At 52.9% G+C, this 26198-nt stretch carries 20 protein-coding genes and 1 tRNA gene; 6 read left to right on the top strand and 15 right to left on the bottom strand.

The features are described from left to right. Positions 1 to 40: 40 nt before the first annotated feature. The 4 genes from pheA to ACKUTP_RS06025 all read left to right on the top strand — a co-directional run bounded on the left by pheA (position 41) and on the right by ACKUTP_RS06025 (position 3537). Entirely contained in the window at positions 41 to 1186 is a 1146-nt protein-coding gene (gene pheA / locus ACKUTP_RS06040; protein WP_409063815.1) for a prephenate dehydratase, read from the top strand. Then, the gene (locus tag ACKUTP_RS06035; RefSeq protein ID WP_409063814.1) at positions 1187 to 2437 is read left to right on the top strand and encodes a shikimate kinase; all 1251 of its coding nucleotides are present in this window, start codon (positions 1187 to 1189) and stop codon (positions 2435 to 2437) included. A 64-nt stretch (positions 2438 to 2501) separates the two neighbouring features. Then, complete coding sequence (aroQ, locus tag ACKUTP_RS06030; protein ID WP_409063813.1) at positions 2502 to 2939, top strand: type II 3-dehydroquinate dehydratase; 438 nt, start codon at positions 2502 to 2504, stop codon at positions 2937 to 2939. Between the two features lie 130 nt (positions 2940 to 3069). Continuing rightward, positions 3070 to 3537 (top strand): DUF4869 domain-containing protein, encoded by a 468-nt coding sequence (locus ACKUTP_RS06025; RefSeq protein ID WP_409063812.1) that lies wholly within the window; start codon positions 3070 to 3072, stop codon positions 3535 to 3537. Between the two features lie 188 nt (positions 3538 to 3725). On the opposite strand, the gene ACKUTP_RS06020 is transcribed toward ACKUTP_RS06025, so the two are convergent. The 3 genes from ACKUTP_RS06020 to ACKUTP_RS06010 all read right to left on the bottom strand — a co-directional run bounded on the left by ACKUTP_RS06020 (position 3726) and on the right by ACKUTP_RS06010 (position 5479). Continuing rightward, positions 3726 to 3802: transfer RNA gene (locus ACKUTP_RS06020), tRNA-Arg, on the bottom strand. Between the two features lie 52 nt (positions 3803 to 3854). After that, a complete protein-coding gene (locus tag ACKUTP_RS06015; protein ID WP_117763046.1) occupies positions 3855 to 4622 on the bottom strand; it encodes an ABC transporter ATP-binding protein in 768 nt (255 codons plus the stop codon). A gap of 11 nt (positions 4623 to 4633) precedes the next feature. Then, positions 4634 to 5479: an ABC transporter permease gene (locus ACKUTP_RS06010; protein WP_232219792.1), complete on the bottom strand. Its 846-nt coding sequence runs from the start codon at positions 5477 to 5479 to the stop codon at positions 4634 to 4636. Positions 5480 to 5639: 160 nt separating this feature from the next. On the opposite strand from ACKUTP_RS06010, the gene ACKUTP_RS06005 reads away from it, so the two are divergent. Then, entirely contained in the window at positions 5640 to 6611 is a 972-nt protein-coding gene (locus ACKUTP_RS06005; protein ID WP_409063811.1) for a glycosyltransferase family 2 protein, read from the top strand. Between the two features lie 102 nt (positions 6612 to 6713). On the opposite strand, the gene ACKUTP_RS06000 is transcribed toward ACKUTP_RS06005, so the two are convergent. The 10 genes from ACKUTP_RS06000 to ACKUTP_RS05955 form a co-directional block, all read right to left on the bottom strand. Then, positions 6714 to 8168: a sugar nucleotide-binding protein gene (locus tag ACKUTP_RS06000; protein WP_409063810.1), complete on the bottom strand. Its 1455-nt coding sequence runs from the start codon at positions 8166 to 8168 to the stop codon at positions 6714 to 6716. 13 nt (positions 8169 to 8181) lie between these two features. Continuing rightward, the gene (gene rfbB / locus ACKUTP_RS05995; RefSeq protein WP_409063809.1) at positions 8182 to 9201 is read right to left on the bottom strand and encodes a dTDP-glucose 4,6-dehydratase; all 1020 of its coding nucleotides are present in this window, start codon (positions 9199 to 9201) and stop codon (positions 8182 to 8184) included. 75 nt (positions 9202 to 9276) lie between these two features. Next, positions 9277 to 10251: a hypothetical protein gene (locus ACKUTP_RS05990; protein WP_409063808.1), complete on the bottom strand. Its 975-nt coding sequence runs from the start codon at positions 10249 to 10251 to the stop codon at positions 9277 to 9279. Between the two features lie 9 nt (positions 10252 to 10260). Next, a complete protein-coding gene (locus tag ACKUTP_RS05985) occupies positions 10261 to 10698 on the bottom strand; it encodes a DUF4869 domain-containing protein (RefSeq protein WP_117790449.1) in 438 nt (145 codons plus the stop codon). A gap of 95 nt (positions 10699 to 10793) precedes the next feature. Further along, positions 10794 to 11693: a glucose-1-phosphate thymidylyltransferase RfbA gene (gene rfbA, locus ACKUTP_RS05980; RefSeq protein WP_409063883.1), complete on the bottom strand. Its 900-nt coding sequence runs from the start codon at positions 11691 to 11693 to the stop codon at positions 10794 to 10796. Between the two features lie 223 nt (positions 11694 to 11916). Further along, on the bottom strand, positions 11917 to 14274 hold the full coding sequence (locus ACKUTP_RS05975; protein WP_409063807.1) for a glycosyltransferase family 2 protein: 2358 nt from the start codon (positions 14272 to 14274) through the stop codon (positions 11917 to 11919). Between the two features lie 128 nt (positions 14275 to 14402). Then, positions 14403 to 15920, bottom strand: a complete 1518-nt coding sequence (locus ACKUTP_RS05970) for a DUF2142 domain-containing protein (RefSeq protein WP_409063806.1) — start codon at positions 15918 to 15920, stop codon at positions 14403 to 14405. Between the two features lie 39 nt (positions 15921 to 15959). Beyond that, positions 15960 to 16754: a glycosyltransferase gene (locus tag ACKUTP_RS05965; protein WP_409063805.1), complete on the bottom strand. Its 795-nt coding sequence runs from the start codon at positions 16752 to 16754 to the stop codon at positions 15960 to 15962. A gap of 6 nt (positions 16755 to 16760) precedes the next feature. Further along, the gene (locus ACKUTP_RS05960; protein ID WP_409063882.1) at positions 16761 to 17105 is read right to left on the bottom strand and encodes a DUF2304 domain-containing protein; all 345 of its coding nucleotides are present in this window, start codon (positions 17103 to 17105) and stop codon (positions 16761 to 16763) included. 17 nt (positions 17106 to 17122) lie between these two features. Beyond that, positions 17123 to 17818, bottom strand: a complete 696-nt coding sequence (locus ACKUTP_RS05955) for a glycosyltransferase family 2 protein (RefSeq protein ID WP_409063804.1) — start codon at positions 17816 to 17818, stop codon at positions 17123 to 17125. A 132-nt stretch (positions 17819 to 17950) separates the two neighbouring features. Here ACKUTP_RS05955 and ACKUTP_RS05950 point away from each other — a divergent pair, with 132 nt between their 5' ends. Then, positions 17951 to 19201: a hypothetical protein gene (locus ACKUTP_RS05950; RefSeq protein WP_409063803.1), complete on the top strand. Its 1251-nt coding sequence runs from the start codon at positions 17951 to 17953 to the stop codon at positions 19199 to 19201. A gap of 108 nt (positions 19202 to 19309) precedes the next feature. Here the strand turns inward: ACKUTP_RS05950 and ACKUTP_RS05945 are convergent, their stop codons facing one another. Beyond that, positions 19310 to 22918: a hypothetical protein gene (locus tag ACKUTP_RS05945; protein ID WP_409063802.1), complete on the bottom strand. Its 3609-nt coding sequence runs from the start codon at positions 22916 to 22918 to the stop codon at positions 19310 to 19312. 177 nt (positions 22919 to 23095) lie between these two features. Further along, a complete protein-coding gene (locus tag ACKUTP_RS05940) occupies positions 23096 to 26026 on the bottom strand; it encodes a GH25 family lysozyme (RefSeq protein WP_409063801.1) in 2931 nt (976 codons plus the stop codon). Between the last annotated feature and the right edge of the window lie 172 nt (positions 26027 to 26198).

Below are 26198 nucleotides of genomic sequence, written 5' to 3'. Positions count from 1 at the left end.
CCCGTCCCAGAAAAATCACCGACACGTGAAAGGGGTCCCCATGGACCTTGCTGACATCCGCCAGGCCATCGACGGCATCGATACCACGCTCCTCAACAGCTTTGTCGAGCGTATGGACATTGCCACCGAGGTCGCCAAGTCAAAAATCGAGATGGGCAAGGCCGTCTTCGACCCCGCCCGCGAGCGCTCCAAGCTCAATAACCTCGCCAGCCGCGCGCCCGAGCGCTACGAGGCGCAGACCATCACCCTGTTCCGTCTCCTCATGAGCATGAGCAAGGCCGAGCAGCAGCGCTACATCAACGAGCTCAAGGGCATCACGGTGTCGCAAAAAGCCCATGCCACGGCCGCAGCCTTTGACACGCCCTTCCCCCAGACGGCCACCGTCGCCTGCCAGGGCGTCGAGGGCGCCTACAGCCAGATTGCCGCGTGCAAGCTCTTTGACGTGCCCGATATCGCCTTCTTTGAGACCTTCGAGGGCGTTATGCGCGCCGTACGCGACGGCTTTTGCGAATTTGGCGTGCTGCCCATCGAAAACTCAACTGCCGGATCGGTCAACGCCGTCTACGACCTGCTCGCCCAGTTCGATTTCCACATCGTGCGTTCACTGCGCCTTAAGATCGATCACAACCTGCTCGTCAAGCCCGGCACTAAGCTCGCCGACGTGCGCGAGGTCTACAGCCACGGCCAAGCCATTGCCCAGTGTGCCGGCTTTATCGAGTCCCACGACCTGCACGCCACCAAGTACCCAAACACGGCCATGTCGGCCGAGATGGTCGCCAGCTCCGAGCGCACCGACGTCGCCGCCATCGCCTCGCGCAGCTGTGCCACGCTGTATGGCCTCGAGGTGCTGGAGTCCAATATCCAAGACTCGGACAACAACTACACGCGCTTTGTCGTCATCAGCCGCGAGCCGCGCGTCTACCCCGGCGCTAATCGCACCTCGCTCATGATCACCACAGCCAACGAGCCAGGCGCCCTCTATCGCGTGCTCGAGCGCTTCTACGCACTCAACATCAACCTCATCAAGCTCGAGAGCCGCCCCATCCCCGGCCGCGACTTTGAGTTTATGTTCTACTTTGATCTGGACTGCCCCTTTGGCAGCAAGGCCCTCGACGACCTGCTCGATTCCATCGACGACGTGTGCGAGAGCTTTACCTACTTTGGCAGCTACACGGAGGTGCTCTAGATGACCGATACCGCCGCAACCCGCCCCTACGGCGTGCTGGGCCGCGTGCTGGGCCACAGCTACACCCCGACCATCTACAAAGAGCTCGCTGGGCTCGAGTACGTGCGATTTGAGCGCGAGCCCGAGGACCTCGCGGCCTTTATGACCGGCAACGAGTGGGAAGGCACCAACGTGACCATCCCCTACAAACGCGCCGTCATGAACTACCTGGACGAGCTGAGCCCGCTCGCCGAGCGCATGGGCAACGTCAACACCATCACGCGCCTAGCCGACGGCCGCCTGCGCGGCGACAACACCGACTACTTCGGTTTTCAGCGCCTGGTCGAGGAGTTGGGGGTTGAGGTTGCCGGCAAGAAGGCCCTCGTGCTCGGAGCCACCGGCGGCGCCGGCACCACGGCAAGTATGGTGCTGGGAGATCTAGGCGCCATCGTTGTGCCCGTGGGCCGCACGAGCGAGGTCAACTACGGCAACATCGCGCAGCAGTCCGACGCCGCCCTGCTCGTCAACTGCACGCCCGCCGGCATGTTCCCCCACTGCCCCGATGCCCCCTGCACGCTCGAAGGACTCGATGCGATCGAGGGCGTAATCGACATTGTCTACAACCCCGCTCGCACGGGCCTGATGCTCGAAGCCGAACGCCGCGGCATCCCCTGTATCGGTGGCCTGCTCATGCTCGTGGCACAGGCGGCACAGGCCGTCGAGCGCTATACCGGCCAGGTCACCCCGCGCGAGCGCATCCTGGACGTAACGGAGCGCCTGTCGCGCCGCGAACAGAACATCGCCCTGATTGGCATGCCGGGCTCGGGCAAAACCCGAGTGGGCGAGCAGATCGCCCAGCTCACGGGACGCGAACACATCGATCTCGATCGCGCCCTCGAGGAGCGCCTGGGCATGCCCTGTGCCGACTATATCGTCGAGCGCGGCGAGGCGGCCTTCCGCGAGCAGGAGACGACGGCGCTGTCCGACATCTCCAAGCGCAGCGGCTTGGTGCTCTCCACCGGCGGCGGCGTGGTCACACGCGACGAGAACTACCCGCTGCTGCACCAAAACAGCCAGATCGTGATGCTCAACCGCAAGCTCGACGAGCTCGCCCACAAGGACCGCCCCATCACCGCGCGCGTCGGCATCGACAAGCTGGCCGAGCAGCGCATGCCGAGCTACCGCGCCTGGGCTGACTACATCATCGACTCACGCGACTGCGCCGCCAACACCGCCCGTGCCATCCTCGACACCCTCCCACCCGCTCTCTAACCAAAACCACTACAAAGGGGACAGGCACCTTTGTGGTGGTTTTCCAATCGCAAAGGAAGCAACCATGAAAGCACTCGTCATCAACGGCCCCAACCTCAACATGCTCGGCATTCGCGAGCCGGGCATCTATGGCAGCGACAACTACGACCGCTTAGTGCAGATCTGCCAGGAAGCGGGCGCTGCACAGGGCTTCGACGAGGTCGAGGTCTTCCAGTCTAACCACGAGGGCAGCATCGTCGACAAGATCCAGGAGGCCTACGGCAAAGTCGACGGCATCGTCATCAACCCGGCCGCCTACACGCACACAAGCGTGGCCATCTTGGATGCCCTCAAAGCCATCGCCATCCCGGCTGTGGAGGTCCACATTAGCGCCGTCGAGACCCGCGAAGACTTCCGCCAGGTGAGCTACGCCCGTCTGGCCTGCTTCGCCACCATCACCGGCGAAGGCCTCCAGGGCTACGCCCACGCGCTGGAGCTGCTGAGGGAGCGTCTCGAAAAGTAGCCTCACGAGCAAATCCATCAGCGCGATTCATACGATAATAATGCCAGTGCCGCCAGCAGCAACCTCGCTACTGGCGGCGCTTTATTACTAGCATATAATCGTTGCAGTCACACAACGTCTGGAGACCCACATGCTGAGCATTCACCTGGGGGATTACCCCGGTTCCATCTACGATACCGAGACCTATTTTAGGAACTCGTACCTGGATTCCTGGTTCGAGGACCCTCTGGCAGCGCAGATGATTAAAGGTGTTGACGGTTCGGAGCTCATCGGCCCCCACAACATCATCAGCAAACAGCTCGGTTCGATTACACCCCTCGAGCTTTCCGGCGGCGTTAAGACGCTGCTGCTGGTGCGCAATCTCCCAAACATGGTGTTCAATGCATCCACTTGCGGAGATAACTGCGCCCGCTGGCTGCTCAAAATTGGCAAAGAGCAGGATGTGCTGGTAACCCTTTACCACATCATGAAGTTCCCCTGGAAGCGTTTTGAGATTCGCATCAATAACGATGGCCGCATCGTCAGGAACATGCAGGAGTTTGTTGGCGCCACGAATGATTTTCTGGATGTTGAAGATGCGACTAGAATGCCGCACTAAGTTCTATTGCCGTAATCGCTGAATGCGGTTGCGAAAGACTTATCGGAGTGTTCGAGGGCAGAGCAGTAAGCCACGCAAAACGTTTAAAACCAAGGCTACGCTCATGCGTTGGAGTCGCTGAAAGGCCAATCCACATCAGCAAGACGAAAAAAGCCCGGACCATCTAGCGGTCCGGGCTTAATAAACGATGGTGCTCCATGGCGGATTCGAACCGTCGACCTTGGGATTAGAAGTCCCCTGCTCTATCCAACTGAGCTAATGGAGCAAATAACCGCACGCCCAGCCAAACAATTCGGCCAAGCGCAAGTAATTATAACCTAGTTGAACTGCTCGCGATACGCCTTGCAGACCTCACTGACCGGGCCGTCCATGCGAAGGTCACCCTTCTCAATCCAAACGGCACGCTGGCAGATGCGCTCAACCTGCTCCATGGAGTGCGAAACGAACAGAACCGTCACGTCGCCGCTCTGGATAAAGTGCTGGATGCGGGCCTCGCACTTCTGCTGGAAGAACACATCACCGACGGACAGCGTCTCGTCAACGATCAGAATATCGGGCTCGGTAATCGTCGCGATTGCAAAGGCGATACGCGCCACCATGCCCGAGGAGAAGTTCTTAAGCGGCATATCGACAAAGTTCTGAAGCTCAGCGAACTCAATAATGCCGTCAAAGTTGGCGTCGATGAACTCCTTGGTATAGCCGAGCAGGGCGCCGTTCAGATAGATGTTCTCGCGGGCGGTCAGCTCGGGGTCAAAGCCGGCACCAAGCTCAATCAGCGGCGCAATGTTACCGTGCACCTTAACGCTGCCCTCGCTAGGCTCAAGCACACCGGCGATAATCTTGAGCATCGTAGACTTACCGGAACCATTGGTGCCAACCAGACCCACGACCTCGCCACGATGAATATCAAACGAGATATGCTTGAGCGCCCTAAACTCCTCAAAGAACAACTCGTGCTTGGCAAGCTTGATGAAGTACTCCTTGAGGTTGGTCAGCGACTCGGACGCCATGTTAAAGATCATGGTGACGTCGTCGACCTCGACAGCCAGAGGCTGCTCGCTGTAATCAACAACAGATTCAGTCATCACAGCACTCCTTAGATGTAGAGGATGAACTTGCGCTCGGACTTATGGAACACGGTATAGCCAATAACAAGCGCAAGAACCGCCCAAGCAACGCACATACCAAACGTCATAAGCGAGGGCGTAGTCTGGAACAGGAAGATATCGCGCATAAACTGCAGGTAGTTATACATGGGGTTCGCATAGACCAGAATGCGCACGAGATGCGGCATTTGCGCAACGAAGTCGGTCGTCCAGAAAATAGGCGTAATGTAAGTCCACGCCGTAATGACGACGCTCCACAGATGCATGACATCGCGGAAGAAGACCGTGAGGGCGGAGAGCATCATGCCCAGGCCCATGCAGAAGCACATAAGCAGCAGTAGGCAGACCGGCAGCAGAATCAGGTGCCAAGAAGGCATAACGTGGAACCACAGCATAACGATGGCAACGGCGACCAGCGAGAAGGCAAAGTTAACCAGCGAGAAGAGCACCTTCTGTACTGGGAAGACCCAGCGGTGCACCTTAACCTTCTTGAGCAGCGGGGCAGCACCCACGATCGACGTCAGGGCCTGGTTCGTAGACTCGGACATGACGGCAAAGGTGACGTTACCCACGATCAAGTACAGCGGGTACATCTCGGGCGTAATTGAGCCATTGCGGCCCTGGGCGAAAATCGTCGAGAACACGATGGCCATGACGATCATCATCAGCAGCGGGTTGAGCACCGACCATGCGACGCCCAGAACGCTACGGCGATACTTGATCTTAAAATCCTTGGTAACCAGCTGACGAAGGATAAACGCGTCCTTCTCAAATTCGTTCTTAGCAAACGTCGCAGGCAGACTGCGAGTTTCTTGTTGCTTTGTCTGATCCGACACGGATGCAACTCCTTTACTCGTAATCGTTGACAAACGAATAGTATAGACCCGACGGCCATGCAAACGATTCGCGCAACAAAACTGGAGAACTAACCCACATCTTAGGATGCCAAGCCCAAACGGCTATACTTTCAAGGATTGAACGTATAAGGAGCATTGAGTGAATTCTGAATCCATCGCCGTCATCATCCCCTGCTACAACGAAGCGCCCACGATCGGCAAAGTCATCGACGACTTTCACCGCGAGCTTCCGCAAGCGACGGTCTATGTCTATGACAACAACTCGTCAGACGATACCTCACGCATCGCCACCGGGCACGGCGCCACGGTCCGCTTTGAGCCCCGTCAGGGAAAGGGCAACGTATGCCGCCAGATGTTTCGCGACATCGACGCCGATTGCTACCTGATGGTCGACGGCGACGACACCTACCCCGCCGAGGCGGCCAAGGCCCTCTGCGAGCCCATCCTTAACGGTACGGCCGACATGACCGTAGGCGATCGCCTTTCAAACGGCACCTACGCCGAGGAAAACAAGCGCGCCTTCCACGGCTTTGGCAACAACCTGGTCCGCGCCATGATCAAGTGGATCTATGGCTACAGCTTCGATGACGTCATGACCGGCTACCGCGCCATGAGCCGCCCGTTCGTTAAAACCTTCCCAGTGCTTTCCGAGGGCTTTCAGATCGAAACCGAGCTCTCGATCCACGCCGTCGACCACCGCTGGCGCATCAAAGATGTGCCCATCGAGTACCGCGACCGTCCCGAGGGTTCCGAGTCCAAACTCAACACCGTGAGCGACGGCATTAAAGTCGTTGCGATGATCGGCACGCTGTTCAAGGACTACCGCCCGCTGAAGTTCTTCAGCCTCGTTGCGCTTCTGTTCGCGGTATTCGGCCTCGCCCTGGGCATGCCCATCGTTGTCGAATATTTCCAGACCGGCCTCGTCCCGCGCTTCCCCACCGCTATGCTCGCCGCCTCGTTTATGTTCCTGTGCGGCCTGAGCCTTGCGACCGGCTTCATCCTAGATTCTGTAGCAAAGGTCGAAAAAAAGCAGTGGGAGGTCAACGTGTACAGCAAATACGCCTACGACGACCAGCCCGGCCACCCTACTTCCATGCCAAGCGAGAGGTAGATCTTCCGCAAAATACTATTGGCACCACTGCGCAGATAGCCACCAACAAGAAAAGCCGCCGTTAAAGAACGGCGGCTTTTACTCTCGAAAAGTTAATAGCGGCTAGAGCGTCTTGATGTACTCCCCCAGCTCTTCCTCCCAGTCGGGCATGTGGAAGCCGGCAGCCTCGAGCTTGGACAGGTCGAGCGCGGAGTGGACCGGGCGCGGGGCGACGGGTCCCTCGGCGCCGCCGTAGTAGTCGGCGGTGCTGACCGGGACCACTTTGTCCCCGTTGCCGTTGGCAGCCTCGAAGACGGCGCGGGCGATGTCGGCCCAGCTCCTCACGGCGCCCGAGCCGGTGCAGCCGTAGGTGCCGTAGGGGGCCTTAGCGTCCAGCACGTGGAAGATGGCGGCGGCCATGTCGCGCGTGAAGGTCAGGCGGCCCAGCTGGTCGTCAACGACCGTGACCTGCTCGAGCCCGTCCTCGGGGTCGGCGACGCGGTCTGAGAGCGCCTTCATGGTCTTGACGAAGTTGTGTCCCTCGCCGATGACCCAGCTGGAGCGCATGATGTAGTGGCGCGGGCACCCGGCCACGGCGATGTCCCCCGCCGCCTTGGTCTGGCCGTAGACGGACAGCGGACTGAAGGGCTCGCCCTCGTCGTGGACCTCGGCGGTGCCGTCGAAGACGTAGTCGGAGCTCACGTGGACCAGCGTGATCCCGTGCTCGGCGCAGGTGCGGGCGAGCAGGGCCGGGCCGGTGGCGTTGGCCTTCCATGCGGCCACGCGGCCCTCGGGGGTCTCGGCCCGGTCGACCGCGGTGTAGGCGCCGCAGTTGATCACGGTGCCGTAGAGCGACCAGTCGTACTGTGCGTAGGCGTCCGGGTCGGACATGTCGAAGGTGTCGATGTCGCAGAAGTCGAAGTCCTTCGCCACGCCGCGCTCCTCCGCGAGCGCGCGCACCGCGTGGCCCAGCTGGCCGTTGCAGCCGGTGACGAGGGTGCGCTTCGGAGCCATGGGGACGACGTCCTTCAGCATCGGGTGGTTGAGGTCGGCCTCGGAGACGGTGGCCTCCGCTAGCGGGATGGGCCACTCGATGGCGAGCTCGGGGTCGGCGAGGTTCACGAAGGTGTAGGTCCTCTTCAGCTCCAGCGACCAGTGGGCGTCCACCAGGTAGGTGTAGGCGGTGCCGTCCTCCAGGGCCTGGAAGGAGTTGCCCACGCCGCGCGGGACGTAGATGGCCCTGGACGGGTCCAGGGTGCAGGTGTAGACCTTGCCGAAGGTCTCGCTGCCCTCGCGCAGGTCCACCCAGGCGCCGAAGACCGAGCCGCGGGCCACGGAGATGAACTTGCCCCAGGGCTCGGCGTGGATGCCGCGGGTGACGCCGCGGCTGTCGTTGTAGGAGATGTTGTTCTGGACGACCCTGAGGTCGGGGATGCCCAGGGCGGTCATCTTGGCGCGCTGCCAGTTCTCCTTGAACCAGCCGCGCGAGTCGCCGTGGACGGCCAGGTCGACGACCTTGAGGCCCCCGATGCCGGTCTCGGCGACGGAGAGGTCCTTCTCGAATGCGATGTCTGCCATGTCTCTCCTCTCCCTACTGCCCCTGCGCGCGGTAGCGGGCCTCGGTGGCCTCCTTGGCCGGGCGCCACCAGGACTCGTTGGCGACGTACCAGTCGATGGTGGCCCTGAGGCCCCCGGCGAAGTCGGTGTGCGCCGGCCTCCAGCCCAGCTCGCGCTGGAGCTTCGTGCTGTCGATGGCGTAGCGGCGGTCGTGGCCGGGGCGGTCGGCGACCCAGTCGAAGTCCTCGGGGTCGCGTCCCATGGCCGCAAGGATCATGCGCAGCACGGTGATGTTGTTCTTCTCCCCGTCGGCGCCGATGAGGTAGGTCTCCCCCATGCGGCCCTTCGTGAGGATGTCCCAGACGGCCGAGGAGTGGTCCTCGGTGTGGATCCAGTCGCGGACGTTCTCGCCGCGGCCGTAGAGCTTGGGGCGGACGCCGTCGATGATGTTCGTTATCTGCCTGGGGATGAACTTCTCCACGTGCTGGTAGGGGCCGTAGTTGTTGGAGCAGTTGGAGATCGTGGTGCGCAGGCCGTAGGTGCGGGTCCAGGCGCGGACCAGCATGTCAGAGGACGCCTTGGTGCTCGAGTACGGGCTGCTCGGGTGATACGGCGTCTCCTCGGTGAACTTCGCCGGGTCGTCGAGCGCCAGGTCGCCGTAGACCTCGTCGGTGGAGACGTGGTGGTAGCGGACGCCGTATTTCCTCACGGCCTCCAGCAGGCGGAAGGTGCCCTCGACGTTGGTGCGCAGGAAGGGCTCCGGGTCGGCGATGGAGTTGTCGTTGTGGCTCTCGGCGGCGTAGTGCACGATGGCGTCGTGGCCCGGGACGATCCTGTCCAGCAGCTCCGCGTCGCAGATGTCGCCCACGACGAGCTCCACGCGGTCCGAGGGCAGCCCGGCGATGTTCTCGGGGTTGCCGGCGTAGGTCAGCTTGTCCAGGACGGTCACGTGGACGCCCGGGTGGTTGTTCACGACGTAGTGCACGAAGTTGCTGCCGATGAAGCCGCAGCCGCCCGTGACGATGATGTTCTTGGGTTCAAAGATCTCAGACATGAAAATCCAATCTGAAGCATGTACAGCTTCTTTAGTATGCCGCAGGAAGTGACGACGCGACACTATTCAACAAAACTATCGGACATTTCGGCATGCGATAAGAGCCATAACCTTCGGAGAATTACCTCCCGTACAAAACGCCTCCGGAATGCAGTCTTTGTCGTAGTGAAAAACCGAATCCTCAGTTATTTCACGTAAGTACTTATAGAAGAAATCCTCCCAGCTTTTAAACTTCTCACTGTTTACAAAGGCTTCTGGGGTTTCCAAAACCGTCTTAACATCTAGCCCTGAAATTACGCCGGAGCTCAGCAGAAGCCATTCGAACGACTCGGGAAGACAAACCGTAACAGTATCGCGGTGAATGTCTTGCAGCTTAAGGACGCGGTCCGCATAGCACCCAAATGCCGCTCCGTCCGCAACAACAAACACGCGATCGTCGAGATGCTGATCCAACCAGCGCAAAATCGCGCTGTTCGTCATGGCCGAAGTACAGGTAAGCTCACTGTCAGCGAAATGCCGTTCAAAGAACTGGAAACCAGACTTACTGTCCTCGCATAGAAGGATAGAAAAGTCCTGTTTTGGCGCCGACCGGGAAATAGCATAACGATGATTCCCGCGATCTTGATAAACAGGGATGAAAGAATGGTATTTTCCGCTCGTCTTAATCTTGTAAATCTCATCCACGCTATACGGAAGATTGGGGAAATCAGCCCTTGAGATCAGCACGAAATAATTCGAGGAATACAGCACATGATGGGCAAACTCATCAGAATGAATCTCTTTTAAGCCCTCATCGACAAATACAATCGAGTCATGAACGGACGAAAGCTGGTTTCGCCAATCATAATCGGTCAGGGCGACACAGGGACAATCACATTGCAAGGAAACACCCGACTGCTCGCCCGTTCGCATGTAGTCTGCGACCATGTCAAACAGTGTCGTCTTACCCGTGCCGCTATCGCCACGCACAATAGTGATGTTCCGCTTGATGGTAAATGTGTACTTAGTTCCCCTGCGGCGGGAAATCTTAACGAGATGCGAACCGTTCATAAGCAGTACCTACAGATACGGAATCGACTCGTGAATCAATTCGGCCATGTTGTGAACGATTCGGCCGCTATTCACGACTTTAATTTTAAAATCCTCGCGACCAAAGTCCATCACATGATAGAGATTCACAACGAGCTTGCGATCTTTCGCCATGTCGAGAATCCACTTGGCACAGTTGTCACCACAGGTAGAAGCGTTAAAAATTTGCTTACGATCAAATCTCATAAGCAGCAGCGTTTTCACGCCACCAGAAAGCTGGAGTGGGGAGATGGATCCAAGCACAGGGCTTTCGATGACGTTTTCGGAGACAACATCCGATCGATCGACATCTTTAATTATCGAGACTGCATAGGGATTCGTAATCCAAGAAGACCGGTAAGAGTTTTTGAAATATGTCGCTGTGTTGTAAATCGCTTCTGGCATATCGCCAAAGTAGACGCTTAACACATCCGCTCCCAATCATATTGTCTTTATGGTCAACGTAATCATAACGAAAGGGGCCACCAGATAAACGGTGGCCCCTAAAAGAAAACAAGCTGGCGCTAGTACTCGCGCGGGCTGTTGACGATCTCGCCGGCGGCGACCTTCTTCAGGTGCTGCCCGTAGACCGACTTGCCGTAGGCCTTGGCGGCCTCCTCGAGCTCGGCGGTGGTGATCCAGCCGTTCTCCCAGGCGATCTCCTCGGGGACCGAGACCGGCAGGTCCTGGGAGTGTTCCACGGCGCGGACGAACTCCGCGGCCTCGTGCAGGCTCTCCATGGTGCCGGTGTCCAGCCACGCGTAGCCGCGGCCGAGGGTCACCACGGACAGCGTCCCCTCCTCCAGGTACATCTGGTTGAGCGTGGTGATCTCCAGCTCGCCGCGGGCCGAGGGCTCGACCCTATGGGCCTTGGCGGCCACGTCGCCCGGGTAGAAGTACAGGCCGGTGACGGCGTAGGAGCTCTTGGGCTCGGCTGGCTTCTCCTCGATGGAGACGGCCCTGCCCTCCCCGTCGAACTCCACGACGCCGAAGCGCTCGGGGTCGTCGACGTGGTAGCCGAAGACCGTGGCCCTCCCCGAATTGGCGTTCTGGACGGCGCGCGTCAGGTGGCGCGACAGGCCGTTGCCGTAGAAGATGTTGTCGCCCAGCACGAGGGCGCACGGCTCACCGTTAATGAACTCCTCGCCGATGGTGAAGGCCTGGGCCAGGCCGTCCGGCGAGGGCTGCTCGGCGTAGGAGAGGTTCACGCCGTAGCGCGAGCCGTCCCCGAGCAGGCGCTCGAAGTTGGGCAGGTCGGTCGGCGTGGAGATGACCAGGATGTCCCGGATTCCCGCCAGCATGAGGGTGCTGAGCGGGTAGTAGATCATGGGCTTGTCGTAGACCGGCAGCAGCTGCTTGGAGGTCACGAGCGTGAGCGGGTACAGGCGGGTGCCGGACCCGCCGGCGAGGATGATGCCTTTCATAGCTGATAAGCCTTCCAAAACATAGTTTTAATTCAATTCCATTCTAAGATGAATGGAATTGAAAAGCGTGAACTATGCACAAGAACCATGAACCAAATGAACACATACACAATTAAATTTACAGAGTGCCCAGGAGACCAAGCATTGCTTGGCTTCGTCAGTAAACAGTGGCCAATCCGCACTAGGTTGCATACGTACGGACTGGCCCATCAGACAAAGCAAGCTAACGCGTGCTCATCGGACAATGGTAAGGGTCACCATTTACATAATAATCGGCCCATGCAGTCCGCAATTTACCCTGTTCACGCATAAAACGAGCCCTCTTTGCACCAGTTTCATAACCACGGCTAAACGACTCATAGTGGTAAAGAAGCGCATCAGCATCAAACACGACCAACTGATCAAGAGAACGAACCCTTAGGCAATAATCAACATCATTAAAGGCCACTTCAAAACTTTCATTAAAACCGCCCAGCTGTTCGAATATAGAGCGTTTCGTCATCATGCAGGCTGCAGTAACAGCGGAAAGGTCCTGAGAGATTACAGCTCGGCGCATATAGCCAGGATCGTCACGGTCAATATTATTGAAGACGTGAATGGGGCCGCCCATTTCGTTCTCGCTGTTGCAGTAAATCATTAAAACGCCAGCATGCTGAACGGTGTTATCAGGGTAGAGAAGTTTTGCGCCAACGGCACCCACATCATCGCGTTGGCAGAAACCAAGCATTGAAGAAAGCCAGTTCGGCTCAATAACTTCAGTATCATTATTCAAGAACAAAAGGTACTCGCCATTGGTCATACCGACACCGTAGTTATTAATAGCAGAATAATTAAAGGGGCCTTCCCAGGTTGCAACTCGAACATTATCAAAAGTGGCGCAAACGCTGTCGTAATACTCGAATGTCTCTTTCTCGACACTGTTATTTTCGATAATAAGAATCTCGTAGCTCGAATAAGATGTTTTGCTTTCAATTGAATCAATACATCTACGGAGAACTTCAACGCTGTCCTTGTTTGGAATAACAATACTTACAAGGGGCTCATCCTTAATGGCGTATGAAACATGATAGAAACAGGGGGTATCGGTCAGCTCCGCTACGGCATTTAGGCCGCACCTATCCAAATGCTCCTGCAAAGCGCGTTTGCCTGCCTCGTCGGCATAATTCTTATTACCAGCACTCTTAGCGGTAGACGAATCGCTGATACGCCAGTGATAGAGAACCTCGCGAACATGGAAAATATTCTTAGTTCTTTCGCAAAGACGCAGCAAGAAATCATAGTCTTGTGCACCATCGAATGATTTGCGAAGCATGAGATCTTTAACGAATGAAACACGAACACAGAGCAAATGAGTAATGTAATTGTGAACACGTAAAAGATCGAGATTCAAGTCAGATTTATAGTGAGGGTCGACATACTCACCATCTTCATTTAAAAAGTCTTCGTCACAATACAGGGCATCTGTTTCAGGATGAATCGATATCCGTTCCGCATACCTGTATAGGGCAAATCGATCGAGCGTATCGTCATGATCGAAGAACACAATGTAGTCACCGGAAGCAGCCTCAATACCGGCGTTTGTATTCTCAGCAATTCCCTTGTTTTCAGTTAAGGGAACAACCTTAACTCTTGAATCCGACAGTCTAGCAAGCTCATCAGAAAGCGCAGCATTATTCGGGCTAGCATTTACAAGAATTAACTCCCAATTTTCATAAACCTGCTCCTCAACCGAATTAACCATATCCCAGAAAAAAGAGACAGGGGTATTGAAGAGAGGAACAATAATGCTAAATTTCACACCCTGTTGAATTGAGGGAACATCGTTAGAGCGAACGAAAGATAGCGAACGATTTCGCATTTTTGAAGCGTGTGCATAGGACTCAATATAAGCAGATTTATAAAAGACTGGAGACTTCGAATCCAGCATAAATTTAACAGCAGCCGGGTCGAGAGACAGAAAACCTGAGCCATAGGGGGAGTCTCCAGAAGCAACCAAGCAAAATGTCTTATCGCCCTTAGGAATCCTCAATGAAAAACTTGTCTCGTAGCGATGAAAACCCTGAAAGCCAATCTGAGAAGGATGTCCCATTCCGACATGATACTCATCGAGTATGCTTGAATCTCCGTTAGTCACATATACATTCTTAACGGAATCTCGCTGTGGGGAACAAATAACCCCCTTAATGATAATCTCTTCTTTGTTATATGCCTCAATTGCGACATTACAACGAACGTGTATTTTTCCAAAATATGAATCAGATTCAATATCCCTAAACCGAGATGTTAATGAAGAGTTAATTTTATAATTGAATCGAGATAGCCATTTTATAGCATTAAAAGATAATCTTGTTTTAAACCCGCACTTTCCGGTTACGGAAATCAACAAGCCCTTACAGGAAAGAAGAGGGACCGCAATAGTGGCAACTTCTTCTTCAAGTTGATAATGAAGCGAAAACGGAACGCTAGCCCCCGCATCTGTAACAACGCTAACAGAAATATTATCTATTTCGCTCTGCTGCAAGAAGAACGGAATATACGCGGCACCGAATCCCCGACATATCCCTCGATAACTAATGCCCATAAAAGTGACCAACCTTTTTAAAGTAGAAACTAATAAGAATAATCAGATGAAATACTCTCTAGCAAAGTTTTAACGATAACAATTCACTCACAAACGGCAAGGATAGGATGCCGACAGAATATAGGATGCTAAAGCGCCGCTATACTGATCAATCTAACTATATAGATGCAATTAGCGAGACAGGTGCCATAGAGCACAAGATTGCAGACATTCGCCTCGCATCTAACTTTAGCTGTCCTCAATCCAAACATCAGCACAGGAAGGGCGGGTAAAAAATACCTCCCCTGAACACCCATAATGAGTTCCTCCGTATTAAACGTCCATCCGATCCACATCGAAACAAAGGCTCCAGCAAAAGCAACCAGAAACGCCACAACAAATGCTACGGCGACTTTCGGAGCTAGATAGCGGTCATCTGACGCTGACCCCACAAGGCACATGAACCCAAAAACCAAATATGGGAGCATTAAAAAGGTCGGCATAATTAAACTCTTTTGAAACCAGCCAAGCGAATAACCAAGAGTAGTCAACCAATAAAAATCACCTAACGAATCAAAAGTAGCCATAAGCATCTTAAAGCTGTGACGGGGATGAAAGATGATGTCAGAAAGAGTGTAGAAAGTGCCAGTCTCTAGCCCGCGAACCGATTGACCGCTTTGGGCAGTTAGGCTAGCAATCGACGCCGTTCTAAACAAAATTACCGATGTAAGCATTACAAACACAAGGCCAATTTTAAAGAACTTGCCATCGCGTTTTGACTTAAATTTAGATAAGGGGATAAGCAAAAATAGACATATTATTCCTGAATAGATAACTTTACACGGAGCAAGTAAAGCGCTGAACAGAAACACCAGCGCAATAAATCGGCTGTCCAAGTGACCATCTGAAGAAAAAAAACCCTTCATCAAAAGCGAAAATACAATTAAAGAATAGCCGATAATTCCAGAATCATATGAATAAGAAGCCGCAAGATGGAGCGTCATGGGCAGGAAAGACACAAAAGCAATGATGCATTTACCCTTCGGAGCAGTCTTAAAAGCAAAAAAAGAGCAGGCCACAAAAACGACAATAGATCCAATACGACCAAGATAAAACGTTAAATATGAGTTCAAATTTAAGCTGAGCCCTAGAAAAAGACCTACAAGAGACCCAATCTTTGCAGGAATATTTTCGCTACCAAAGGTATAACTTATTTCAGAAAATTTCTCGATTTTTAGATTAGATGTAGTCGAAAAAAGGCCCTTAATTAAATCGTTATAGTTCACTCCAGATATATAAGGATCTGTGTTTCTGTATAAATCGTAATCTGATGAACGAATATAAAATCCGTCAGATGCTACCCCATGCCCGCCGGGCAACATATCAAGAAGCCAATAAGACGAAAAAAAATGATGTGCTTCATCTGGTACAGAAAAAGGGGTGAATACAAAGCACATTAAAAGACAGAAAAACAAAAGTAATAGCAAGTACTTCGCATTATCGGAAATCCGAATAGAATCGTTAGCAACAATTAAAAGAAAGACCAAGCACAACGCAGCTTCGGTAACGAGCACAATCAGTCTAGGATTTAACATAAACCAATATAAGCAAAATAAAATGAAGCAGAAGCATCCGGCAAACCGGACCAGCGATTTACAATTAAGCATTAAAAGCTCCAAGAGTTAAGGGGCAAAAACGAATATATCCTATACGTCATTGCTGCGCATGCTGAATGAATAGAAATAGTTCAAAACCCGGGCCAAAGGTTTGGGCCAGAACTTCAGAAACATTTCTAGATCCTCCCTGCTTCTAGTTTCATCTTTTATAGAAGCAGTAGTTTCAGAGCCTTCATGAATACGATGCCGCATCAAAATGCTAGCCGAATAAACAAAGGAGCCATCCAGGCGCGAAAAACGCTCCCAAGTTTCCCAATCAAGACTGCATTTCATATCATCTAAAAAAAGAGGGGTTGGGAGAATTGATGAGTTGTAAGTTACCGATGGGCAACAAATGGGAGAGCCGAATGAGAGAAGACGATGCTTTTCCCTTCTGCTCGCAAAATACCCTTTCTTCTTTATACCTCGAAGCAGGAATCTTTTAAAATTCAAAAGAGGAGTGTCATCGACGGGTTCATCGTTTCTGAGCTCTCCATAATCTGAAAAAAAGATCGACATATCACTGACCAAATTTGCACATTCGAGCATCTTCTTCGTATATTCAGGAAGGTACACATCGTCCTGATGAGCAATTGTGACTAGTGACGTCTCAGCATGCTCAACGGCACAATTCCAGTCATGAGCAATTCCGGGTTTACCGCTATTGATAAATAGCGGTAAACCGTTTTTTTTAGCAATGGACTGAATATGATTGTTTGGTGTCGAAGTCGAAATAATGATATTCGATCTGACCGTTTGGCTCATCAAAGACGAGACGCACTCTCCCAAATAAGGAGACTCACCATATGCACAAACCACGAAGGTGTGGTCATCGGAAGTAAACACCGTAAATTACTCCTCGCGGACTGATTCGATCTCTTTCTCCAATAGAGCTATCCGTTGACTTAAATTAGCGATAGCTGTTGCCTGCTTGCTCGACAAGCAGCCCAGAGAAAGAACAATACATAACAGAAATAAAAACCCAACAACGAAAATGAAGTTAGATAAAGTCGCGAACCCGAAAAAGGACGATATCACATATAAGGGTTGGGGAAAAAGCGCACACACCAGCAACGCGAGGACAAGCCCAAGCCACAAAAGCGAATACTTCAATTGCAGCTTATCTTTAAGAACAAGGCGAAGGACAAATACCGCCAAAAGCAAGCATGCAGCAATTATTCCGACACGCAACGACATTTGCATAGTAAAGATCCTCAATTCGAATAAGCGGAAATAATAATTGCAAGTGTTACCTTTATCATGTAATAAACGCTGCTAAATCCAGAAATGGAAGACTTTCCTCCCTGGCGTTCCTTCATTACAACCGGTACCTCGGTAACGGTAAGACCCTTAACCATTGCAGCAACAGCCGAGTCCGGTTCTGGATAATCCGCTGGATACTTTTTACAAAAAAGCCCTATCGCCTTTGCTCCACATGCCCTAAAACCAGAAGTCGGATCTGAAATTCTAGAGTGAGTCGTGATTGAAATAACGTAAGAAAGCCACTTTATTCCAAGACGCCTCATGAATGTCGATTGAAAACCATCGGTCTTCTCAAGAAAGCGAGACCCAATTACGAGGTCGCTTCCATTTGCAATCTCCTTAATTAGATGCGGGATATACGATGGATCATGTTGACCGTCGCCGTCAACTTGAACGTCAATGTCATAACCAAACCGTTGAGCATACTTATGCCCCGCCTGTACAGCACCACCAATGCCCAAATTCTGAGGTAAGTCGAGCACATTTATGCCATTGTCCTTACAAATCTGAAGGGTATCATCTGTCGACCCGTCATTAACGACAACATAATCGTAACCACAATCTACGACAGATTGAACGGTTGCAACAATATTATCTTCCTCGTTATATGCGGGAATTATCACCAGCACGCGCGATTTAGAAACCATCATTATCCTTAGAAGAACATCAGTAACCCTAAAAGTATAGAACACAGTGTGAAACAATTATCATCAACCAAAAGTTTCACTATCATTATGCATCATCTATTTATATGAGACCGAAAAGTGTGGTTAAGTACCGTGAACATTCAAAATGAAAGAAATTCAAAGCAGAGAGCTATTGAGCCATTATCAGTAGCACAGAATACCTTTTTTAATGCAATAGGATGTCTTTGCTATCTTGGCTGTCAATGGGTTACGACCGTAATGGTTGTAAGGCTTTCGTCTTCCTATGGAAACTCCGGTCTCTATGCCTTCGCAATGGCAACGGGAATTATATTTGCCTCAATAGCTTTATATAAAGTGCGCACATTCCAAGTATCTGATATTTCAAATCAATTCAGCAACTCAAGCTATATCGCATTTCGCTTAATAACAATTCTTATCGGCTGGATCGTTTGCGCCGTCTATATCCCCATAGCCACAAATCGCCAAATGAGTCTAATCACCGTCTCGTTCCTTTACCTTGTCTTTAAAACAGATGAGAGCTTTAGCGATGTGCTGTATGGCATTTATCAAAAGAACGGAAGAATGGACTATATCGGCATTTCGCAATTCATTCGAGGCTTTTTATCACTTTGTACTTTTTCAGCTGGATTAGCCTTAACGGATAGCCTTTCAACTGCCATTGTTTCAATGACAGTAAGCTGCATGCTTGTCACTATTGTTTACGACTTGCCGCACGCAAGACGATTCGGTTCCATCAAGCCCATTTTTGATAATTCAACACTATTATCGTTGGCCAAAATATGCTTCTTTGCAATGTTAGCTAGTCTGTTAGCCAACTCCATTGTATCTTCGGTTCGCCAGTATTTCGGTATTGTGAACGGAAGCGAAGAACTCGGACATTATGCAAGTGTTGCGACACCTGCAGTTTTAATTCAAGTTGCTGCCACCTACTTGTATAGCCCGCTAATCGGAAAACTCGCTGCAGATCTCAAGAAAGATAGAGTTCTATTTCTCAAATCATTTATTAAAACCATGGGAATGCTCATTCTCGTAATGGGTATTTGCGTTTTAGCTTTAAGTCTCGTTGGCAGCAAACTGTTAATCATTGCATTCGGAGACAGCATTCAGCCCTACACATATTTGTTCCCATACGTTTTAATCGCGACAGCAGCTGTAGGCCTTCTTCTTTATTGCAATGACGTTTTGATTATCCAAAGACGAATGAAGCAAACACTGATCTGCAATGGCGTCGCTTTCACATGCGCCATTGTTAGCGCCATACCCCTTATTGCTATATCCGATATGAATGGCATCAACTACTCAATTATCCTTGGTTGTTCAATAGCAATTCTAAGCTCGCTGTTCTGCATTATCCGTAGGTAGCCCTTTACCGACGACGCTATCTATTTAAAATGCGCAATATCAAATTAACCAATGGGGCGATATCGAAATACTGATATCGCCCCATTGGTTTCAGCTTCTATTTATACGCTAGCTTTTGTCAACCAGCTTAACCTCAAACGCTTCCATATGCAGGGCTTCTCCAGTCGTGCCGGCGCACTCGCCCGATTTAACCCAATTGAGCCAGCCCTTGCTTTGCACATGAGCTCTATAGACGACGTCATAATGCTTGGCAAGATCACCCGTCAGCTTAACTTCAACAGTCTCTATGGATAGAGACTTTCCCGTAGTGCCAGCAGCTTTGCCGTTCTTGACCCACTCTTGCCAGCCGATATTCTGAACGTGAGCTCGATACTCGATGTTACCGGAATACCCAAGGTCGGGCTTATTAATCGTCAACGCCTCAACAGCAAGATTTCGACCAGTTGTGCCCGACGTCATGCCCTCATAAACAGGTTCCTGCCAACCAAGGTTTGAAACATGAGCCCTTATTGAAAAAGCTCTCTGAATAGAGGGCCGACTCGTATCCCCTGGTGCAGGCGAACCCTTTTCAACCAAAACGACCTGGTATGCCTCGAGCCTCAAGCCAAACCCAGTCGTTCCGGCAACCTGATCATTGCAGGCCCAGCCAAGCCAGCCCTTATCCTGAACATGAGCACGATAGTAAACGTCATAACGATTGGCCATCTCACCAGTAAGTCGAATTTGAATTGCCTGGACAGACTTGCTCTGGCCCGTAGTACCGGAGACTTCTCCCTCTTTCACATAGTCTTGCCAACCGTAATCGGAAACATGTGTTCTGTACTCCAAGCTGCCGTCGTAGGGAACATTCTGAAGGTTGAGAGTAATAGCCTCGACAGCCTTGGACTGACCAACGGTACCAGAAACATTTCCGCCCTTGGAAGCCGACTGCCAGCCGTCATTCGAAACATGTGAACATGTCCAGTATTGAGCATAACTCCACGACCCGCGCTGCCCACGAAAAACTCCAAGGCGGCATGCTAGCCTGTCAACCATAATGAGCCAGTTTGTATTGCTCGAATACCTATTAGCCCGATTAAGCATAGTCATCATATCTGCCGGCAACAAGGGCTGGTCAGTAAACGGACGCGCAGTAGAACCGGGAGCACCAGCACCCTTGGGAACAATCTTCACTTGAACAGACTCGACTCTGCAGGCTATCCTAGATGTACCCGCAGGCTGCCCATTTGAAGTCCAGTCAAGCCACCCAAAGTCTTGGCAATATGCTCGATACCAAACATCAAAGTAGCTCGATAAATCACCGGTCAGCCTAATCTTAAGAGCCTCGATACGCTTTGCGCAGCCTACTGTGCCAGTGACATCCCCATTGGAAGCCCAGCCTTGCCAGCCCACATCCTGTACATGGGCGGAGTACTCAATACCGCCCGATACGCTACTGGAAACATTCAGCTTCAGTGCCTCAATAGCAAGCGATCTGCCAGTTGTGCCTGCAACACCACCGTTGCCAACAGGATTCATCCAACCAAGCGTGGCGACATGCGCCTGGAGCGTTAGAGCTGGAGCAGAGATAAATGCGGGCGCTGACGACGCGCCAGGATCCCCGCCCTTCGCGACAAGCTTAATTTGGACAGCTTCTATCTGGATATTTAACCCGGTCGTTCCAGCGGAATCGCCGTTTTTGGCCCAACCCAACCAACCATAAACAGCCGAATGAACTCGATAGTAGATGTCATACTGATTCGCGAGGGGACCATTAATGCGCAGCTCAAGAGCCTGAATGGCCAATCCTTGTCCAACGGTCCCAACATAACCGACAGACTGCCATTCCTGCCAACCGATATTAGCAACATGGGCTCGTGCCTCAACTAGAGAATCATCGTCCACACCGGACAACGACACATTCAGAGCTTGAAGAGAAAGCGATTTTCCCGTTGTGCCGGCATCCTGCCCATCTAAAACAGATGGAGACCACCCACGGTTAGCGGAATGAGCCTGATATACAACATGAGTGCAATCGGCGGAAGTATCGGAAACAAATGCTCCGTCCGTTACTCCGGGAGCGTCACTGCCTTTACTGAAAATCCTTACTTCGACAGCCTTAAGGAATGAACCCGGTATCGTTGCCCCCGCATCCGCGCCATTACACGCCCAGCCAAGCCATCCTTTTTTGGAGTCAAAACACCGATACCAAACGTCATAGGCATTAGACAAATCACCAGCAAGAGCCAATCTCACTGCCTTTAGAACACGCCCATCGTTTTTAGAGTTAAGCGCAGCACCGTCAGAAACAGCACCGCTCCATCCGCCAAATTCAAAAAAGCCGGAATAGTCAATTGAGCCTAAAATCTCTTGATTATCAAACGAAATGGAGAGCGAGGTTAAAGGTTCAGAGCCGTTCTCGGAGCCCAATTGGATTGATTTGCCTTGTACGGAGCCCAGGCTTTTACCGTTAAGACCAAGCGAGCTCCCGCTTAGAACATCCGTAGCTCCAATGAAATGGTTCAACGTATCGCCGGGAGCAGAGCCGCTTTTTTCGACCAATAAAATCTGAACACCCTGAATGGCGGCACCCTTCCCCACCGAGCCCGCAGGAGACCCGTTAGACGTCCAGCCCAGCCATCCGCCCAATTTGGAAGCATACACGCGGTACCAAATGTCGTAGGTTGCAGATATATCGTCATTCAGCTTAAGCTGAACGGCTTCAATGGTCCGAGACTGCCCGGTCGTGCCAACAGCGCCTGAAGACCAGTTTTGCCAACCGATGCCAGAGACGTGCGCGCGAGAGATAATAGAGCCTCCGTGACCATACCAATTAACACTAACCGATAACGCCTCGATTGCATTACTTGAGTCGATGACTCCCGATGTCTTTCCGTCCGCGACGGCGCTCATCCATCCAACATTCGAGACATGAGATCGATAGGAAACGGTAGGCGGATCCTGAGAATGGTCCCTAAAGGCATCACCTCGAACCGGTGCATCTTGGGCATTTTTTGGAAGCACCCTAATCTGAACTGCCTCGATCTGGTAAGCATAGCCCTGCGTTCCAGCAGGCTCACCATTTGAGGCCCAGCCAAGCCAACCAACATTTGCAGAATGCACGCGATACCAAATGTCATACGAATCAGAAAGACCACCCGACAAAGATAGCTTGATGGCCTCGATGGCTCGCGACTGTCCAACTGTTCCAGATGTCTGTCCATTGCCCACCGGCTGAGACTCCCAGCCGATCCCGGAAATGTGAGATTGGACCGAAATGCTGTCATTCCCCAAAGGGCTGCCATCCTGTGAAAGCAGATTGATCTTGAGGGCTTCGACGCGCTTAGCACGACCTGTTGTGCCAGCCGTCATTCCATTTGAAACGGGAGCTTGCCAGCCAATATCCTGTACATGAGTCTGGTATAAAACAGAACCAAAGAAAGCGGATACATCATTTTCGGGTTTCGGCGAATCAGTCGCATTGGAAGCAGACTCGCTGGAAACGGATGAGGGAGAATCATTGTCTGACACAGTCGGCTGCTCGACTTCAACCCCCTGTTGTTCGTCATTTAAGACGATGTCCTCGTCTTCCGAGCTGTCGGCGGCGCTGACGGAATAATCAGTAGATTCCGGCTGCACCGGTAAAGAATCAGCCCAGACAGAAAGGGGCGTCAGAAGACACTGAATGATCAGTAATGGCGTCATTGCCGTTGCTAGCAGTCGTTGCGTCTTTTTCATTCGACCCCCCCATTAATCGACCATATTTAGCATCATTATTTATCGTTACGGCAATTGCATAAATACCGAAAACGTGAATGGCACTTAAATAGAAACGAACGGACCGTTGCAAAACGACCCGTTCGTTTTAATCAGAATATTTGCTAGAACCTGTGTGAAAACACGAATTTCGACCTGCTATGCAAGCGGCACGTTGTCATACCAGCCCCATTTTGGCTTGTATGAGGTGGAATAATAATCCAACCAGTACGCCATATCGAGCGTCCTGATCCGACCGACATTATCCATAACCTGGTTATTACCGATGTAGAGACATACGTGACCGTAAATGCTGCCCATGCGTGTATGCGTATGCGAAGGAACGGCAATGACCATTCCGACTTTCAAATGAGAATAATCGGTGTATTTACAGTAATCCCAGTAGTAATCGCAGGCATCTGTATGGACATTCCTAAATCCGGCACGCTCATAGATATCTGCAATCCACTCGGAGCACAATCCCGGGCCAGGAGACGGCACCTGTCGGGCAAGATCTACAATTTTCTTCTGCATGGGATTTGCAAACGCGGTTGGTTGCCCAAGCAAACACGGCGAAACGGTGCTCCCGGGGGCATTGGCGCCCTTCCTCGTAAGTCGAACTTGGATAGCTTGGACATGCGCCCCATAGCCAGTACTACCGGCAACGGAGCCATTTTTAGTCCAACCAAGCCAGCCGACGTTATCGACATGAACCCTGTACCAAACATCAAAATAGGTTGCCAAGTCACCAGAAAGAGAAATTTTAATAGCCTCAACCGAATTGGATTCAGCGGTAGACGAAAGCTGCACTCCATTTGACTTACCAGACGTCCAGCCCACATTCGAAAGATGAAGTTGATAATTAATCCCGCCGGCAACAGATGAAGTAGTTTTAGCTGAAAACCCGGTGATGGGAATTCCCTGACCGGTTGTACCGGACACCTCTCCAGCGGGGACAGAATTCTGCCAAGCACCTTTCACCTGAGAGGAATACGTCACCGTAGGTATTTCAAGATGGGAATACCCTGATGTATCAGGATGGGAGGCGCCCTTCTTAATGAGCTTAATCTGAACAGCCTCGAGAGAGCATGACATACCGGTGGTGCCGGCCTCCCCGCCGTCCTTGGCCCAGGCCATCCAGCCGATGTTGGAGGCGTGGACGCGGTAGTAGACGTCGTAGTCCTTCGCGAGGGAGCCCGTGAGCCTCAGGCGCACGGCCTCGACGGCGCGCCCCTGGCCGGTGGTGCCGCCCTCGGAGGCCGAGGGGGTGTCCCAGCCCTGCCAGCCGATGCCCGAGACGTGGGCGTCGATCTGGACGGAAGAGCCGTCCGAGTAGTCGGAGCTGTCGAGCGAGAGCTTGAGGTCCTCGAGGGCGAGGCCGCGGCCGGTGGTGCCGGCGGTCGCGCCGTCGGACACGGCCCCCTGCCAGCCCACGTTGGAGACGTGGGCGCGGTAGGTCAGGGACATGGGCTTCTTCTTGAAGGCGTAGTCGACGTTGGCGCCGTCGGACGAGGGGGCGGCGTCGCCCTTCTTGACGAGCCTGACCTGGACGGCCTCGACGCTCCTGCCGAAGCCCGTGGTGCCGGCCTCCCCGCCGTCCTTGGCCCAGGCCATCCAGCCGATGTTGGAGGCGTGGACGCGGTAGTAGACGTCGTAGTCCTTCGCGAGGGAGCCCGTGAGCCTCAGGCGCACGGCCTCGACGGCGCGCCCCTGGCCGGTGGTGCCGCCCTCGGAGGCCGAGGGGGTGTCCCAGCCCTGCCAGCCGATGCCCGAGACGTGGGCGTCGATCTGGACGGAAGAGCCGTCCGAGTAGTCGGAGCTGTCGAGCGAGAGCTTGAGGTCCTCGAGGGCGAGGCCGCGGCCGGTGGTGCCGGCGGTCGCGCCGTCGGACACGGCCCCCTGCCAGCCCACGTTGGAGACGTGGGCGCGGTAGGTCAGGGACATGGGCTTCTTCTTGAAGGCGTAGTCGACGTTGGCGCCGTCGGACGAGGGGGCGGCGTCGCCCTTCTTGACGAGCCTGACCTGGACGGCCTCGACGCTCCTGCCGAAGCCCGTGGTGCCGGCCTCCCCGCCGTCCTTGGCCCAGGCCATCCAGCCGATGTTGGAGGCGTGGACGCGGTAGTAGACGTCGTAGTCCTTCGCGAGGGAGCCCGTGAGCCTCAGGCGCACGGCCTCGACGGCGCGCCCCTGGCCGGTGGTTCCGCCCTCGGAGGCCGAGGGGGTGTCCCAGCCCTGCCAGCCGATGCCACTTACATTAGCGTTAATTTGTACAGAGCCATCTTCAACGGGATTCAAGATGCTGACTTTAAGATCCTCCACTGATTTAGACTGCCCCGTAGTGCCAGCCGTAGACCCGTCGCGCTTATTGCTCATCCAGCCAATATTCGAGACATGCGCCTCATACTGAATATGCATCTTGCTGTCATCTACGTTCAGAAGAGAACCGTTGAAGCAGTAGTTCATGTCACAGCGCCCGTTAACGCCCGGGACATTGCCGCTGCTTGAATACTGCCAGAAACTGTAGCTGCCAGCATAATCGCAACGCCAATTATATTGAGCAACCCAATGGTCATAACCGCTCAGAGACGGACTATCCAAGTAGTTGTTGAGCCAGTTAAGGTTCGCATAGATACCCGACTTAAAGCCAACGGCCTCCATACGGTTGCAAAAAGTCTGCGCAATCTGAGCGAGCTTATCTTTGCTGAAATTCGGATCCTGCAAGATATAGTTATCCTCAAGATCGTAATAAACGGGAAGCGACGGATGATGGCCACCGAGCCAAGCAAGCGTTCGATCGGCTTCTTTATTTGCATCCGCAACAGATCGAGCATAGGAGTAGTAGTAGACGCCATAAGGAATACTGAGGCGCTCACATTCAGCAGCGTTCCTTTCAAAGGAATCGTCAGGCTTTCCATAAACAGGCCCAACCCTGAGGATGGCAAAATCAATCCCTGCGGCCTTAACCATATCCCAATCAACGATCCCCTGGTAATTACTGACGTCAATACCGCGCGCAATAGCACCATTGGGCAAAGGATCGTCAGTTAAAGACTGCGCATCGATGTCGCCATTGTCAGAATCGATAAGCACGCCGTTTTCATAACGCCAAGAGTTAGGCTCTAGGGAGTCGGCTTCAGAGGAATCTGTCTCGATGGAAACATCGCCCGAAGCCTCACCATCAGAATCATCAGTGCCCGGCTCATCGGCACCAACTCCGGCCTGATCGTCGGAAATAAAGTCTGAATCCTCGTCAGGACGAGCA

This window comes from Collinsella sp. wc0529 (assembly GCF_046116875.1).
Taxonomy (GTDB): domain Bacteria; phylum Actinomycetota; class Coriobacteriia; order Coriobacteriales; family Coriobacteriaceae; genus Collinsella.
Note: the sequence above shows the minus strand (reverse complement) of the source record. Positions and strands in the feature narration are given on the sequence as shown.

Excerpts from the sequence above, each read along its gene's own strand:
- ACKUTP_RS06035 (WP_409063814.1), top strand. The coding sequence starts at position 1,187 with ATGACCGATACCGCCGCAACCCGCCCCTACGGCGTGCTGGGCCGCGTG.
- ACKUTP_RS06015 (WP_117763046.1), bottom strand. The coding sequence starts at position 4,622 with ATGACTGAATCTGTTGTTGATTACAGCGAGCAGCCTCTGGCTGTCGAG.
- rfbB (WP_409063809.1), bottom strand. The coding sequence starts at position 9,201 with ATGTCTGAGATCTTTGAACCCAAGAACATCATCGTCACGGGCGGCTGC.
- ACKUTP_RS06025 (WP_409063812.1), top strand. The coding sequence starts at position 3,070 with ATGCTGAGCATTCACCTGGGGGATTACCCCGGTTCCATCTACGATACC.
- ACKUTP_RS05955 (WP_409063804.1), bottom strand. The coding sequence starts at position 17,818 with ATGGTTTCTAAATCGCGCGTGCTGGTGATAATTCCCGCATATAACGAG.
- pheA (WP_409063815.1), top strand. The coding sequence starts at position 41 with ATGGACCTTGCTGACATCCGCCAGGCCATCGACGGCATCGATACCACG.
- ACKUTP_RS05970 (WP_409063806.1), bottom strand. The coding sequence starts at position 15,920 with ATGCTTAATTGTAAATCGCTGGTCCGGTTTGCCGGATGCTTCTGCTTC.
- ACKUTP_RS06000 (WP_409063810.1), bottom strand. The coding sequence starts at position 8,168 with ATGGCAGACATCGCATTCGAGAAGGACCTCTCCGTCGCCGAGACCGGC.
- ACKUTP_RS05990 (WP_409063808.1), bottom strand. The coding sequence starts at position 10,251 with ATGAACGGTTCGCATCTCGTTAAGATTTCCCGCCGCAGGGGAACTAAG.
- aroQ (WP_409063813.1), top strand. The coding sequence starts at position 2,502 with ATGAAAGCACTCGTCATCAACGGCCCCAACCTCAACATGCTCGGCATT.
- ACKUTP_RS05945 (WP_409063802.1), bottom strand. The coding sequence starts at position 22,918 with ATGAAAAAGACGCAACGACTGCTAGCAACGGCAATGACGCCATTACTG.
- ACKUTP_RS05960 (WP_409063882.1), bottom strand. The coding sequence starts at position 17,105 with ATGTCGTTGCGTGTCGGAATAATTGCTGCATGCTTGCTTTTGGCGGTA.
- ACKUTP_RS05975 (WP_409063807.1), bottom strand. The coding sequence starts at position 14,274 with ATGGGCATTAGTTATCGAGGGATATGTCGGGGATTCGGTGCCGCGTAT.
- rfbA (WP_409063883.1), bottom strand. The coding sequence starts at position 11,693 with ATGAAAGGCATCATCCTCGCCGGCGGGTCCGGCACCCGCCTGTACCCG.